We start from the raw sequence: 14,712 nt of genomic DNA, 5'->3' as shown, positions 1-14,712 counted from the left end.
GATGAGCGCGCTCTATATGATTGCCGGCACCCTGATCGCCTTGGGTGTGCTGGTCACCTTCCACGAATTCGGCCACTTCTGGGTCGCGCGTCGCTGTGGCGTCAAGGTTCTGCGGTTTTCCGTGGGCTTTGGCATGCCGTTGCTGCGCTGGCATGACAAGCAAGGCACTGAATTCGTGGTCGCCGCGATTCCCTTGGGCGGCTATGTCAAGATGCTCGACGAGCGCGAAGGCGAAGTGCCGGTCGATCAACTCGATCAGTCGTTCAATCGCAAATCGGTACGTCAGCGTATCGCCATTGTTGCCGCTGGCCCGATTGCTAACTTCCTGCTGGCGTTAGTCTTCTTTTGGGTCTTGGCGATGCTCGGCAGCGAGCAAGTGCGTCCGGTCATTGGCGCGGTCGAGTCTGGCAGCATTGCCGCCAAGGCTGGTCTGAATGCCGGTCAGGAGATCGTTTCGATCGATGGCGAGCCAACGTCAGGTTGGGCTGCGGTCAATCTGCAACTGGTGCGCCGTCTCGGTGAAAGCGGTGCCATTCAATTGCTGGTGCGCGAGCAGGGCTCGACCGCTGAGTCGCCCCGTACGCTGGCACTGGATAACTGGCTGAAAGGTGCCGACGAGCCGGATCCGATCCGCTCGCTGGGCATTCGTCCTTGGCGTCCGGCCTTGCCGCCGGTGCTTGCCGAGCTGGACCCGAAAGGCCCGGCTCAGGCGGCGGGGCTGAAAACCGGCGATCGATTGCTGGCGCTTGATGGCCAGCCGCTCGATGACTGGCAGCAAGTGGTCGATACCGTTCGTACGCGTCCTGATACCAAAATCATGCTGCGCATCGAGCGCGACAATGCTCAAATCGACGTCCCTGTGACCCTGGCGGCGCGCGGTGAAAGCAAAGCGCCAAGCGGTTATCTGGGCGCTGGCGTCAAAGCCATCGACTGGCCGCCGGAAATGATCCGCGAGGTCAGTTATGGCCCGCTGGCCGCGATTGGCGAGGGTGCCCGTCGCACTTGGACCATGAGCATTCTGACGCTGGATTCACTGAAGAAAATGCTGTTCGGCGAGCTCTCGGTAAAAAACTTGAGTGGACCGATAACCATTGCTAAAGTGGCGGGCGCTTCTGCCCAGTCGGGCGTCGCTGATTTCCTGAATTTCCTTGCTTATCTGAGTATTAGCCTGGGCGTTCTGAATTTGCTGCCCATTCCTGTACTGGATGGGGGGCATTTGTTGTTTTATCTGATCGAGTGGGTGCGTGGTCGCCCCTTGTCGGATCGGGTGCAAGGTTGGGGGATACAGATCGGTATCAGTTTGGTGGTCGGGGTGATGTTGCTTGCTCTGGTCAACGATCTGGGTCGACTGTAACGCTTCGCTGAATTGCGAATCTGCCGCATTTTGCGGCAGTTTGTTTATTGCCAGTTGGAATAAGAAAGGACTTCATGAAACGTCTGCTGCTAACTGCGGTTCTCACCGTATTGATGATCGCCGAAGTTCACGCCGAGTCCTTCACTATCTCTGATATTCGCGTCAATGGCCTCCAGCGGGTCTCCGCGGGTAGCGTCTTTGGTGCCTTGCCGTTGAACGTCGGCGAGCAGGCGGATGATCGTCGCCTGGTGGAATCCACTCGTGCGTTGTTCAAAACCGGTTTCTTTCAAGATATCCAGCTGGGCCGCGAAGGCAACGTTCTGGTCATCACTGTGGTCGAGCGTCCCTCGGTCGCCAGTATCGAAATCGAAGGCAACAAGGCGATTTCCACTGAAGACCTGATGAAGGGCCTCAAGCAATCCGGTCTGGCCGAAGGCGAAATCTTCCAGCGCGCCACCCTCGAGGGTGTGCGTAACGAATTGCAGCGTCAGTACGTTGCCCAGGGTCGTTACTCCGCTACCGTCGACACCGAAGTGGTTTCGCAGCCGCGTAACCGCGTGGGTCTGAAGGTGAAGATCAACGAAGGTACCGTTGCCGCCATCCAGCACATCAACGTGGTAGGCAATACGGTTTTCCCTGAGGAAGACCTGACTGACCTGTTCGAACTGAAAACCACCAACTGGCTGTCGTTCTTCAAGAACGATGACAAATATGCCCGTGAAAAACTCTCCGGTGACCTGGAGCGTCTGCGTTCCTACTACCTGGACCGCGGCTATATCAACATGGACATCGCTTCGACCCAGGTATCGATTACCCCGGACAAGAAGCACGTGTACATCACCGTCAACGTCACCGAAGGCGAGAAGTACACCGTTCGTGACGTCAAGCTCAGTGGCGACCTGAAAGTCCCTGAAGAGCAGATCAAGTCGCTGTTGCTTGTGCAAAAGGGCCAGGTGTTCTCGCGCAAGCTGATGACCACCACCTCCGAGCTGATCACCCGTCGTCTGGGTAACGAGGGTTACACCTTCGCCAACGTCAACGGCGTGCCTCAGCCGCACGATGATGACCACACTGTAGACATCCTCTTCGCTGTCGATCCGGGCAAGCGTGCCTACGTCAACCGCATCAACTTCCGTGGCAACACCAAGTCCGAAGACGAAGTGCTGCGTCGTGAAATGCGTCAGATGGAAGGCGGCTGGGCTTCGACCTACCTGATCGACCAGTCCAAGACCCGTCTGGAGCGTCTGGGCTTCTTCAAGGAAGTCAACGTTGAAACCCCGGCCGTGCCAGGTGTCGACGACCAGGTTGATGTGAACTACGCCGTTGAAGAACAGGCTTCCGGTTCGATCACCGCCAGCGTCGGTTTTGCACAGAGCGCCGGTCTGATCCTCGGTGGCTCGATCACCCAGAACAACTTCCTCGGTACCGGTAACCGCGTCAGCATCGGTCTGACCCGCAGCGAATACCAGAGCCGCTACAACTTCGGCTACGTGGACCCCTACTGGACCGCTGATGGCGTGAGCCTGGGTTACAACGCGTTCTATCGCACCACTGACTACGATGAGCTCGATGCCGATATCTCGAGCTACGCCGTCGACAGCCTGGGCGCTGGCGTCAACGTTGGCTACCCGATCAGCGAAACATCGCGTCTGACCTTCGGTCTGTCTGCTCAGCAGGACAAGATCAACACCGGTCGCTATACCGTTGACGAGATTTTCGATTTCGTCGACAAGGAAGGCGACAACTACCTGAACTTCAAGGCCTCGGCCGGTTGGTCCGAGTCGACCCTGAACAAAGGCGTGTTGCCGACCCGTGGTCGTTCCCAGAGCCTGACCCTGGAAACCACCATTCCGGGCAGCGACCTGTCGTTCTTCAAACTTGACTACCGTGGTCAGCTGTTCCAGCCGATCACCGAAAACTACACACTGCGCCTGCACTCCGAACTCGGTTATGGCGACGGTTACGGTTCGACCGATGGTCTGCCGTTCTATGAAAACTACTATGCCGGTGGTTTCAACTCGGTTCGTGGCTTCAAGGACAGCACCCTCGGCCCGCGCAGTACGCCGAGCCGTGGCACCAACCCGGGCACGTCGCTTGATCCGGACCAGGATCCGCTGCCGTTCGGTGGTAACGTCCTGATCCAGGGCGGTGTAGAAGTTCTGTTCCCGCTGCCATTCGTCAAGGATCAGCGTTCCCTGCGGACTTCGGTTTTCTGGGATGTCGGTAACGTGTTTGACTCGCAGTGCAAGGACACTACGAACGCGAACGGTTCCTCGTCCAACACCAAGTGCAACGACATCAGCCTGAGCAACATGGCCAGTTCCGTAGGTGTCGGCGTGACCTGGGTCACCGCACTGGGGCCGTTGAGCTTCGCCCTGGCGATGCCGATCAAGAAACCGGATGACGCTGAAACTCAAGTGTTCCAATTCTCCCTCGGCCAGACGTTCTAAGCGTCTGACCCAAGATAACGACAATGGATTTTGTAGGAGTGCATCGTGCGTAAGTTGACTCAATTGGTTCTCCTGGCCTCCGTACTGGTGGCAGGCCCGGCGTTCGCCGACATGAAAATTGCCGTGCTGAACTATCAAATGGCACTGCTGGAATCCGACGCGGCGAAGAAGTACGCCGTGGATGCCGAGAAGAAGTTCGGTCCGCAACTGACCAAGCTGAAAACCCTGGAAAGTAGCGCCAAAGGCATTCAGGACCGTCTGATGGCCGGTGGCGACAAAATGCAGCAGGGCGAGCGTGAGCGTCTGGAGCTGGAATTCAAGCAAAAGGCCCGCGACTTCCAGTTCCAGTCCAAGGAGCTGAACGAAGCCAAAGCCGTTGCCGACCGTGAAATGCTCAAGCAGCTGAAGCCGAAACTGGACAGCGCTGTGGAAGAAGTCATCAAGAAGGGTGGTTTTGACCTGGTGTTCGAGCGTGGCGCAGTCATTGATGTCAAACCTCAGTACGACATCACGCGCCAGGTTATCGAGCGCATGAATCAGCTGAAGTAACCCATGACCGTGACTATCAGGCTCGGCCAGTTGGCCGAGCACCTCGGCGCCACCCTGCGTGGCGACCCCGAGAGGCAAATTACTGGGCTAGCCACTTTGCAAGAGGCTGGCCCAGCTCAGTTGAGCTTTCTGGCAAATCCCCAATACCGCAAATACCTGGCCGGTTCTCAAGCAGCTGCACTGCTGCTCAAGGAAGCCGACGCTGAGGGTTTTGCCGGTAATGCCCTGGTGGTGCCTGATCCTTACCTGGCCTATGCACGTATTTCGCATCTGTTCGATCCGAAGCCAAAAGCGGCTGGCGGGATTCATCCGACAGCGGTGATCGCGGCGGACGCTGTGGTTGACCCGAGTGCCAGCATCGGTCCGTTCGTGGTGATCGAAGCCGGTGCACGCATCGCTGCACAGGTCACGCTGGGCGCGCATTGCGTAGTCGGCGCGCGCAGCGAAATCGGTGAAGGCGGCTGGCTCGCTCCGCGCGTTACGCTGTATCACGATGTGCGCATCGGCAAGCGTGTGGTTATTCAGTCCGGCGCAGTGATCGGCGGTGAGGGCTTCGGCTTCGCCAACGAAAAAGGCGTCTGGCAGAAAATCGCCCAGATCGGTGGCGTGACCATCGGCGACGATGTCGAGATCGGCGTGAACACCGCCATCGACCGCGGCGCTCTGGCCGATACTGTGATCGGCAACGGTGTGAAGCTCGACAACCAGATCCAGATCGCGCACAACGTCCAGGTCGGTGATCACACCGCCATGGCCGCGTGCGTCGGCATTTCCGGCAGCACCAAGATCGGCAAGCACTGCATGCTCGCCGGCGGTGTTGGTCTGGTCGGCCACATTGACATTTGCGACAACGTTTTCCTGACCGGGATGACCATGGTGACTCACTCGATTACCGAGCCGGGCGCCTATTCTTCCGGCACAGCCATGCAACCGGCGGCCGAATGGCGCAAAAGCGCGGCCCGCATCCGTCAGCTCGATGACATCGCGCGACGGTTGAAACAGCTGGAAAAGCGCGTTGGGGAAGTGACCCCTGACGGCAATGCTTCATCTGATGGCTGATACCATTTCCATATCAAGTGTGCACAGCCTCTGGACTGCCTCCTTGATTTGCTAGAGGAGTGCGCGTCAGTCGCGCTCCCAATCTTTACATAGGCTTTCCCCTGAAATGATGGACATCAACGAGATTCGCGAATACCTGCCTCACCGTTACCCGTTCCTGCTGGTGGACCGGGTGGTGGAACTGGACACTGAAGGCAAGCGAATTCGCGCCTACAAGAATGTCAGCATCAATGAACCGTTCTTCAATGGTCACTTCCCTGCGCATCCAATCATGCCGGGCGTGCTGATCATCGAAGCGATGGCTCAGGCTGCCGGGATCCTCGGTTTCAAGATGCTCGACGTCAAACCGGCCGACGGCACCCTGTATTACTTCGTCGGTTCCGACAAGCTGCGCTTCCGCCAGCCAGTCAAGCCGGGCGATCAGTTGATCCTTGAAGCGACCTTCATCAGCTGCAAGCGCAAGATCTGGAAGTTCGAGTGCCAGGCTTCGGTGGACGGCAAGCCGGTCTGCTCGGCAGAAATCATCTGCGCGGAACAGAAAGTATGAGTTTGATTGACCCTCGCGCAATCATCGATCCGTCCGCCGTTCTGGCTGACGGCGTCGAGGTCGGCCCGTGGTCGATCATCGGCGCAGGTGTGGAAATCGGCGAGGGTACCGTGATCGGGCCGCATGTGATCCTCAAGGGGCCGACCCGCATTGGTAAGCACAATCGCATCTACCAGTTTTCTTCGGTAGGCGAAGACACCCCGGATCTGAAGTACAAAGGCGAGGAAACCCGCCTGGTGATCGGCGACCACAACGTCATCCGCGAAGGCGTGACCATTCACCGTGGCACCGTGCAGGACCGTTCGGAAACCACCCTGGGTGATCACAACCTGATCATGGCCTATGCCCACATCGGCCATGACAGCGTCATCGGCAATCACTGCATTCTGGTCAACAACACTGCGTTGGCCGGGCATGTACACGTTGACGACTGGGCGATCCTCTCCGGTTTCACCCTGGTGCATCAGTACTGCCACATCGGCGCCCACAGCTTTTCCGGCATGGGCACGGCGATCGGCAAGGATGTTCCGGCGTTCGTCACCGTATTCGGCAACCCGGCCGAAGCGCGCAGCATGAACTTCGAAGGCATGCGCCGTCGCGGTTTCAGCGAAGACGCGATCCACGCCTTGCGTCGTGCTTACAAGACGGTCTATCGGCAGGGCCTGACGGTCGAGCAGGCGCTGGCCGAGCTGGCAGAGCCGTCTGCGCAGTTCCCTGAAGTCGCCGTGTTCCGCGATTCGATCCAGGCATCGACTCGCGGCATCACCCGCTGATCATGGCCAGTCTGCGTATTGCGCTGGTGGCGGGTGAGGCTTCCGGTGACATTCTCGGCGCCGGCCTCATGCGCGCGCTCAAGGCACAGCACCCGGCAGTCGAGTTCATCGGCGTCGGCGGTCCGTTGATGCAGGCCGAAGGCCTGACCTCGTACTTTCCCATGGAGCGCTTGTCGGTCATGGGGCTGGTGGAGGTCCTCGGTCGGCTGCGTGAATTGCTCAAGCGCCGCAAAGAGCTGATTGCCACACTGATTGCCGCAAAGCCAGACGTGTTCATCGGCATCGATGCGCCGGATTTCAACCTCAATATCGAACTCAAGCTGCGTCAGGCCGGGATCAAGACCGTGCATTACGTCAGCCCGTCGGTGTGGGCATGGCGGCAGAAACGGGTGCTGAAGATCCGCGAAGGCTGCGATCTGATGCTGACCCTGTTGCCGTTCGAAGCGAAATTCTACGAAGAGAAAGGCGTGCCGGTGCGTTTCGTCGGTCACACCTTGGCCGATACCATTCCGCTGCAAGCCGACCGAGCCGCTGCACGCGCCGAGCTGGGTTTGCCCGACGGCCCGCTGGTGGCGTTGATGCCCGGCAGCCGTGGCGGTGAAGTCAGTCGCCTCGGTGCGCTGTTCCTCGACACTGCCGAACGTCTGCGCGCCATGCGTCCGGGCGTGCGCTTTGTCATGCCTTGTGCAAACCCGGAACGCCGGGTGCAACTCGAGGCCTTGCTTGCTGGCCGGGATTTGCCGGTAACCTTGCTCGACGGTAAATCTCATCTGGCGCTCGCCGCGTGCAACGCCGTGTTGATCGCCTCTGGCACTGCTACCCTTGAAGCGCTGCTGTACAAGCGGCCGATGGTGGTGGCCTATCGGTTGGCGCCGCTGACGTTCTGGATTCTCAAGCGCATGGTCAAGAGCCCGTACGTGTCGCTGCCCAACTTGCTCGCCCAGCGCTTGCTGGTGCCGGAGTTGTTGCAGGATGATGCGACTGTCGAAGCCTTGGCGCAGACGCTGTCGCCCTTGATCGATGGCGGCGAGGAACAGACCCGCGGCTTCGACGAGATCCACCGCACGCTGCGGCGCGATGCTTCCAATCAGGCGGCGCAAGCCGTCCTTGACCTGATCGGCAAACCACAATGAGCAAGACAAGCATGCAAATGGGCCTGGATTTCACTCTGGTGGCCGAAGTCGAAGAACTGGTCGCCGGTGTTGATGAAGTCGGTCGTGGCCCGTTGTGCGGTGCGGTGGTAACGGCAGCAGTGATTCTCGATCCGAACCGGCCGATCCTCGGCCTCGACGATTCGAAAAAGCTCACCGAAGCCAAGCGCGAAAAGCTCTACGACGAGATCTGCGAGAAAGCCCTGAGCTGGTGTATTGCCCGCGCCGAAGTCGAAGAAATCGACGATCTGAATATCCTCCACGCGACCATGCTGGCCATGCAGCGCGCGGTCGCCGGTCTGCACATTCAGCCGAAACTGGCGATGATCGACGGTAACCGCTGCCCGCATTTGCCGATGCGTGCCGAGGCGGTGATCCAGGGCGACGGCAAGGTACCGGCCATCGCGGCGGCGTCGATTCTGGCCAAGGTCAGTCGTGATCGCGAAATGGCGGCGTTCGAATTGATCTACCCGGGCTACGGCATCGGCGGCCATAAAGGCTACCCGACGCCCGTTCATCTGGAAGCACTGGCGCGGCTCGGCCCGACGCCGATTCACCGCCGCTCGTTCGCCCCGGTACGCCTGGCTTACGAGGCGCGGGAAAGCCTGACGCAGGTTTAGGCGCAAGGCTGATGTTTTATTCGAGGCCCGGTACAATCCGGGCCTCGTTGTCTCTATGTAACTGGACAGGATCACTATGCCGGCTTCATTCGTTCATCTACGCCTGCACACTGAATACTCCCTGGTCGACGGGCTGGTGCGGATCAAGCCGCTGGTCAAAGCGCTGACCGCCATGAACATGCCGGCGGTCGCGGTCACCGACCAGAACAACATGTGTTCCCTGGTCAAGTTCTATAAAAACGCCATGGGCGCTGGCATCAAGCCGATCTGCGGCGCCGACCTGTGGCTGGCGAACAAGGACCCGGATGCACCGCTGAGCCGCCTCAGCCTGCTGGTGATGAACGCTCAGGGTTATCGCAATCTCACCGAACTGATCTCGCGTGGCTTCATCGAAGGCCAGCGCAACGGCATGGTCATCGTCGAGCGCGAGTGGGTGGCCGAGGCCAACGAAGGTTTGATCATGCTGTCCGCCGCCAAAGAAGGCGAGATCGGCATGGCCATGATCGGCGGCAACCCGGCGGAAGCCGAAGCGCTGGCACGCGAGTGGATGGCGGTGTTCCCGGATCGTTTCTATCTGGAAATCCAGCGCACCAACCGCCCCAACGATGAAGAGCAACTGCACGGCGCCGTGGCGCTGGCCGACAAGCTTGGCGCGCCGCTGGTGGCGACCAACGATGTGCGCTTCATCAAGCAGGAAGACTTCGCCGCCCACGAAACCCGTGTGTGCATCGGTGAAGGCCGCGCCCTCGATGACCCGCGTCGTTCGAAGAATTACAGCGATCAGCAATACCTGAAAAGCGCCGAGGAAATGCTCGAGCTGTTCAGCGATATTCCCGACGCCATCGAAAACACCGTCGAGATCGCCAAGCGCTGCAACATTGATGTGAAGCTGGGCACACACTTCCTCCCCAACTTCCCGATCCCCGATGGCATGACCATCGACGAATATTTCCGCAAGGTCTCCTTCGAAGGGCTCGAAGAACGCCTGGCGGTGCTGCTGCCCAAGGACACCACCGAAGACTACGAAGCCAAGCGTCAGGTCTACGTCGACCGTTTGAATTTCGAGCTGGATATCATCATCCAGATGGGCTTCCCCGGTTACTTCCTGATCGTGATGGACTTTATCCAGTGGGCCAAGAACAACGGCGTACCGGTAGGTCCGGGCCGTGGGTCGGGTGCCGGATCGCTGGTGGCTTACGTACAGAAGATCACCGACCTCGACCCGCTGGAATATGACCTGCTGTTCGAGCGTTTCCTCAACCCGGAACGGGTTTCCATGCCCGACTTCGACGTCGATTTCTGCATGGACGGCCGTGACCGGGTGATCGATTACGTGGCCGAGAAATACGGCCGCAACGCGGTGAGCCAGATCATCACCTTCGGTTCCATGGCCGCCAAGGCTGTGGTCCGTGACGTGGCGCGGGTGCAGGGCAAGTCCTATGGCCTGGCGGATCGTCTGTCGAAGATGATTCCGTTCGAAGTCGGCATGACCCTGGAAAAAGCCTACGAGCAGGAAGAGATCCTGCGCGACTTCATCAAGGTCGATGAAGAAGCGGCGGAAATCTGGGAGATGGCGCGCAAGCTCGAGGGCGTGGTGCGTAACGTCGGCAAACACGCCGGTGGTGTGGTAATCGCGCCGACCAAATTGACCGACTTCTCGCCGATCTATTGCGACGAGGCCGGCGACGGTCTGGTAACCCAGTTCGACAAGGACGACGTTGAGGCCGCCGGTCTGGTGAAGTTCGACTTCCTCGGCCTGCGTACCCTGACGATCATCGACTGGGCGCTGAAAACCATCAACCGCGACCGCGCCAAGGTCAACGAGCCGCCGCTGGATATCGCCTTTATCCCGCTCGACGATAAGCCGACCTACCAGTTGCTGCAAAAAGCCGAAACCACGGCGGTGTTCCAGCTTGAATCCCGGGGCATGAAAGAGCTGATCAAAAAGCTCAAGCCTGACTGCCTGGAAGACTTGATCGCACTGGTGGCACTGTTCCGTCCGGGCCCGCTGCAATCGGGCATGGTGGACGACTTCATCAACCGTAAGCACGGACGCGCCGAACTGGCCTATCCGCACTCCGACTACCAGTACGACGGGCTTAAGCCGGTACTGGCGCCGACTTACGGCATTATCCTGTATCAGGAACAGGTGATGCAGATTGCCCAGGTCATGGCCGGTTACACCCTCGGCGGTGCGGACATGCTGCGTCGAGCGATGGGTAAGAAAAAGCCCGAAGAAATGGCCAAGCAGCGCGGCGGTTTCATTGAGGGTTGCGCGACCAACGGCATCGACGCGGATCTTGCCGGTAACATTTTCGACCTGGTGGAAAAGTTCGCCGGTTACGGCTTCAACAAATCCCACTCCGCCGCTTACGGCCTGGTGTCGTACCAGACTGCCTGGCTGAAAGCCCATTACCCGGCGCCGTTCATGGCCGCGGTACTCTCGGCGGATATGCACAACACCGACAAGGTCGTGACCTTGATCGAAGAAGTGCGGACGATGAAGCTGCGCCTCGACGCGCCGGACGTGAACACTTCGGAGTTCAAGTTCACGGTGAACGACGACGGCCGCATCGTTTACGGCCTGGGCGCGATCAAAGGCGTCGGTGAAGGTCCGGTGGAAGCGATCACCGAAGCGCGTCAGGCCGGTCCGTTCAAGGATCTGTTCGATTTCTGCGCGCGGGTCGACCTCAAGCGCATCAACAAACGAACTCTTGATGGCTTGATTCGCAGCGGCGCGCTGGATCGCCTCGGCCCGTATTTCCACGACGAACAAAAGGCCTATCAAGCCAACATCGACCGTAACCGCGCGGTACTGCTGGCGGCGATGGAAGAGGCGATCAAGGCGGCCGAGCAGACTGCGCGGACTCACGACTCTGGCCACGCCGACCTGTTTGGCGGCTTGTTCGTCGAGGAAGATGCCGACGTCTACGCGTCCCATCGCAAGGCCAAGGAACTGACCCTCAAGGAACGCCTCAAGGGTGAAAAAGACACTCTGGGTCTGTACCTGACCGGTCACCCGATCGACGAGTACGAAGGCGAGATCCGCCGTTTCGCCCGCCAGCGCATCATCGACCTGAAGCCGGCGCGTGACACGCAAACCGTAGCGGGGATGATCATTGCCCTGCGGGTGATGAAGAACAAGAAAGGCGACAAGATGGGCTTCATCACCCTCGACGACCGCTCCGGGCGGATCGAAGCGTCGCTGTTTGCCGATGCGTTCCATTCGGCGCAATCACTGTTGCAGACCGACGCGATGGTGGTGGTCGAAGGCGAGGTCAGCAATGACGACTTCTCCGGCGGCCTGCGCCTGCGGGTCAAGCGGGTGATGAGCATGGAAGATGCGCGAACCAATCTGGCCGAGAGCCTGCGCCTGAAGCTGCACACCCAGGATCTGAAAGGCGATCAGCTACGCTGGTTGGGCGAACTGCTCAAGCGTCATCGCGGCGCGTGCCCGGTGACCATGGAGTACACCAGCCCGGATGCGAAGACCTTGCTGCAGTTCGGCGAGACCTGGCGGATCGACCCGGCGGATACCTTGATTCAAGCCCTGCGTGACCAGTTCGGGCGAGACAACGTCTTCCTCCAATACCGTTGACCGGCAAGTGCCATCATTGCGCTTGCCCACAACCTGAATTTTTAATCTCGACCTCAGCGCGCCTCTCCCTTAAGGTAGGGCGCGAATAGACAACCGGCCGGCCCAAGCTCACTTGGGACACGACCCAAGACGGACGCCTATGAACCCGAATTTTCTAGATTTCGAACAGCCGATCGCCGACCTGCAAGCCAAGATCGAAGAGTTGCGCTTGGTCGGTAATGACAATTCGCTGAATATCGGCGATGAGATCTCCCGCCTGCAGGACAAGAGCAAGACGCTGACCGAAGACATCTTCGGCAAGCTGACCAGCTGGCAGATCGCACGCCTGGCGCGTCACCCGAAACGCCCTTACACCCTCGATTACATCGAGCACATCTTCACCGAGTTCGACGAACTGCACGGCGACCGTCACTTCTCCGACGACGCTGCCATCGTTGGCGGTATCGCCCGTCTGGAAGACCAGCCGGTGATGATCATCGGCCACCAGAAGGGCCGTGAAGTGCGTGAGAAAGTTCGCCGCAACTTCGGCATGCCGCGTCCGGAAGGCTACCGCAAGGCCTGCCGTCTGATGGAGATGGCCGAGCGCTTCAAGATGCCGATCCTGACCTTCATCGACACCCCGGGTGCTTACCCTGGCATCGATGCTGAGGAGCGCAACCAGAGCGAAGCGATTGCCTGGAACCTGCGTGTGATGGCGCGGTTGAAGACCCCGATCATCGCCACCGTAATTGGTGAAGGTGGTTCCGGCGGCGCACTGGCCATCGGCGTCTGCGATCAATTGAACATGCTGCAATATTCGACTTACGCGGTGATCTCGCCGGAAGGTTGCGCATCGATCCTGTGGAAGACCGCCGAGAAAGCACCGGATGCCGCTGAAGCGATGGGCATCACCGCTGAGCGTCTCAAAGGCCTGGGCATTGTTGACAAAGTGATCAGCGAGCCACTGGGCGGCGCCCACCGTGACCCGGCTGCTGCCGCTGCGTCGATCCGCGCCGAGCTGAGCTCGCAACTGGCGATGCTCAAGCAGTTCGATAACGAAGCGCTGCTCAAGCGCCGTTACGATCGCCTGATGAGCTACGGTCTCTAAGTCGAAGCGCGATACCCATGTGGGAGCGAGCCTGCTCGCGAAAGCGGTATAGCACTCGACGAATGTGTTGAATGTTAAACCGCCTTCGCGAGCAGGCTCGCTCCCACATTTGTTTGGGGCAAAGAGAAAGTTATGGGCCAGTCCCCGATTGATTTGCCATCCCGTCTTCTGCTGAACCTTGAGCCCTGGCGCCACGTCGCTCACTGGCGCATCGCCTTCTCCGGTGGCCTCGATTCCACCGTCCTCCTGCATCTGCTCGCCACCCTGGCGAACACTGAATCCCTCCCTGCGCTCAGCGCCATTCATATCCACCACGGCCTTCAGGCTGCGGCCGATGCGTGGCCGCAACATTGCCAAGACGTTTGCGATGCGCTGGGCGTGCCGTTGCAAGTGAAGCGGGTCACCGTGAAGGGCGGGGCGAGCCTGGAGCGGGCGGCGCGGGATGCGCGTTACGCCGTGTTCAATTCGCTGACGCAAGCCGATGATGCACTGCTGACCGGTCAACACCGCGACGACCAAGCGGAAACGCTGCTGTTTCGGCTGTTGCGCGGTGCCGGTGTCCGCGGGCTCGGCGCGATGCCGCAGCAGCGTCCAGTGGGGCAGGGCACGCTGGTTCGACCGTTGCTGGATGTCAGTCGTGCTGAGCTGGAAGGTTATGCACAGGCGCATCAGTTGCGCTGGATCGAAGACCCGTCGAATCAGGATCACCAGTTTTCGCGCAATTACCTGCGCCATCAAGTCATGCCGCTGCTGGCCGAGCGCTGGCCGCAAGCGCAGGCCAGCATGGCGCGAACGGCTGCGCATCTGCGTGAGGCGCAGGGCTTGCTCGATGAGCTGGCGCAGATTGATCTCGCACAAGCCGAAACGCCCCATGAATTCGCTTGGCTGGGTGTGCCATCGCTGGAGCTGACACCATTGACGGCGTTATCTGACGCGCGCCAGCGAAATGCCCTCAGCCACTGGCTCGAACCGTTGACCCGGCTGCCGGATGCTGACCATTGGTCGGGTTGGACAACGCTGTGCAATGCCGGCGCCGACGCTTCACCGATCTGGCGTCTGGCCGACGGAGAGCTGCACCGCAGCGCCGGTCGCGTCTGGTGGCTGAGCGGCAATTGGTTGCGCACGCCAGTGATCGGTGCCGACTGGCAGACCCCGACTTCAGCGCTACGCTTGCCGGATAACGGACGCGTCATGCTCCACGGGCAAGCTCCATCCGGGCCTTTGCGTATTGCCTATCGGCAGGGCGGTGAGGTCATGCAACTGGCCGAGCGCGGCAGGCGGGATCTCAAGCGTCTGCTCAACGAGCGCGCGGTGCCGGCCTTCGTGCGTGGCAGATTGCCGCTGCTGTTTCGTGGTGAAGAATTGCTCGCCGTGGCGAACCTGCCGGGTCTTGCTGGTCAGATGGACGAAGGCTGGACATTGCACTGGCAGCCAACAGACGAAGATCAAGGTTTGAGCTGAAAGGAGCATTCCGGTAGACTACGCTCCCTTCTTGATACAACTTCTGTGGATTCGCCTGAATTG

11 protein-coding genes are annotated in these 14,712 nt (G+C 59.8%); all 11 read left to right on the top strand.

Translation table 11 applies throughout. The annotated features are described in order from the left end of the window. The first annotated feature begins 1 nt into the window (after window position 1). Window positions 2-1,354, top strand: a complete 1,353-nt coding sequence (gene rseP, locus D8U61_RS19245; protein WP_110600137.1) for a sigma E protease regulator RseP — start codon at window positions 2-4, stop codon at window positions 1,352-1,354. Between the two features lie 74 nt (window positions 1,355-1,428). Further along, a complete protein-coding gene (gene bamA / locus D8U61_RS19240; protein WP_024011830.1) occupies window positions 1,429-3,804 on the top strand; it encodes an outer membrane protein assembly factor BamA in 2,376 nt (791 codons plus the stop codon). A 45-nt stretch (window positions 3,805-3,849) separates the two neighbouring features. Further along, window positions 3,850-4,353: an OmpH family outer membrane protein gene (locus tag D8U61_RS19235; protein WP_003222140.1), complete on the top strand. Its 504-nt coding sequence runs from the start codon at window positions 3,850-3,852 to the stop codon at window positions 4,351-4,353. Between the two features lie 3 nt (window positions 4,354-4,356). Then, window positions 4,357-5,412, top strand: coding sequence for a UDP-3-O-(3-hydroxymyristoyl)glucosamine N-acyltransferase (gene lpxD / locus D8U61_RS19230; RefSeq protein WP_016771470.1), 1,056 nt, complete (start codon window positions 4,357-4,359; stop codon window positions 5,410-5,412). 106 nt (window positions 5,413-5,518) lie between these two features. Beyond that, the gene (gene fabZ, locus D8U61_RS19225; protein ID WP_016771469.1) at window positions 5,519-5,959 is read left to right on the top strand and encodes a 3-hydroxyacyl-ACP dehydratase FabZ; all 441 of its coding nucleotides are present in this window, start codon (window positions 5,519-5,521) and stop codon (window positions 5,957-5,959) included. Continuing rightward, the gene (lpxA, locus tag D8U61_RS19220; RefSeq protein WP_016771468.1) at window positions 5,956-6,732 is read left to right on the top strand and encodes an acyl-ACP--UDP-N-acetylglucosamine O-acyltransferase; all 777 of its coding nucleotides are present in this window, start codon (window positions 5,956-5,958) and stop codon (window positions 6,730-6,732) included. Before fabZ ends, lpxA begins: the two co-directional genes overlap by 4 nt. Further along, window positions 6,732-7,865 (top strand): lipid-A-disaccharide synthase, encoded by a 1,134-nt coding sequence (gene lpxB, locus D8U61_RS19215; protein ID WP_162999776.1) that lies wholly within the window; start codon window positions 6,732-6,734, stop codon window positions 7,863-7,865. The genes lpxA and lpxB overlap by 1 nt, the downstream gene beginning before the upstream one ends. An 11-nt stretch (window positions 7,866-7,876) precedes the next feature. Then, a complete protein-coding gene (rnhB, locus tag D8U61_RS19210) occupies window positions 7,877-8,503 on the top strand; it encodes a ribonuclease HII (RefSeq protein ID WP_016771466.1) in 627 nt (208 codons plus the stop codon). 76 nt (window positions 8,504-8,579) lie between these two features. Further along, the gene (gene dnaE / locus D8U61_RS19205; RefSeq protein WP_122698404.1) at window positions 8,580-12,101 is read left to right on the top strand and encodes a DNA polymerase III subunit alpha; all 3,522 of its coding nucleotides are present in this window, start codon (window positions 8,580-8,582) and stop codon (window positions 12,099-12,101) included. Between the two features lie 139 nt (window positions 12,102-12,240). After that, on the top strand, window positions 12,241-13,188 hold the full coding sequence (locus tag D8U61_RS19200) for an acetyl-CoA carboxylase carboxyltransferase subunit alpha (RefSeq protein WP_016771465.1): 948 nt from the start codon (window positions 12,241-12,243) through the stop codon (window positions 13,186-13,188). 132 nt (window positions 13,189-13,320) lie between these two features. Next, on the top strand, window positions 13,321-14,649 hold the full coding sequence (gene tilS, locus D8U61_RS19195; RefSeq protein WP_130927472.1) for a tRNA lysidine(34) synthetase TilS: 1,329 nt from the start codon (window positions 13,321-13,323) through the stop codon (window positions 14,647-14,649). Window positions 14,650-14,712: the final 63 nt, after the last annotated feature.

It is taken from the genome of Pseudomonas sp. Sample_14 (assembly GCF_004307515.1).
GTDB lineage: Bacteria > Pseudomonadota > Gammaproteobacteria > Pseudomonadales > Pseudomonadaceae > Aquipseudomonas > Aquipseudomonas atacamensis.
Note: the sequence above shows the minus strand (reverse complement) of the source record. Positions and strands in the feature narration are given on the sequence as shown.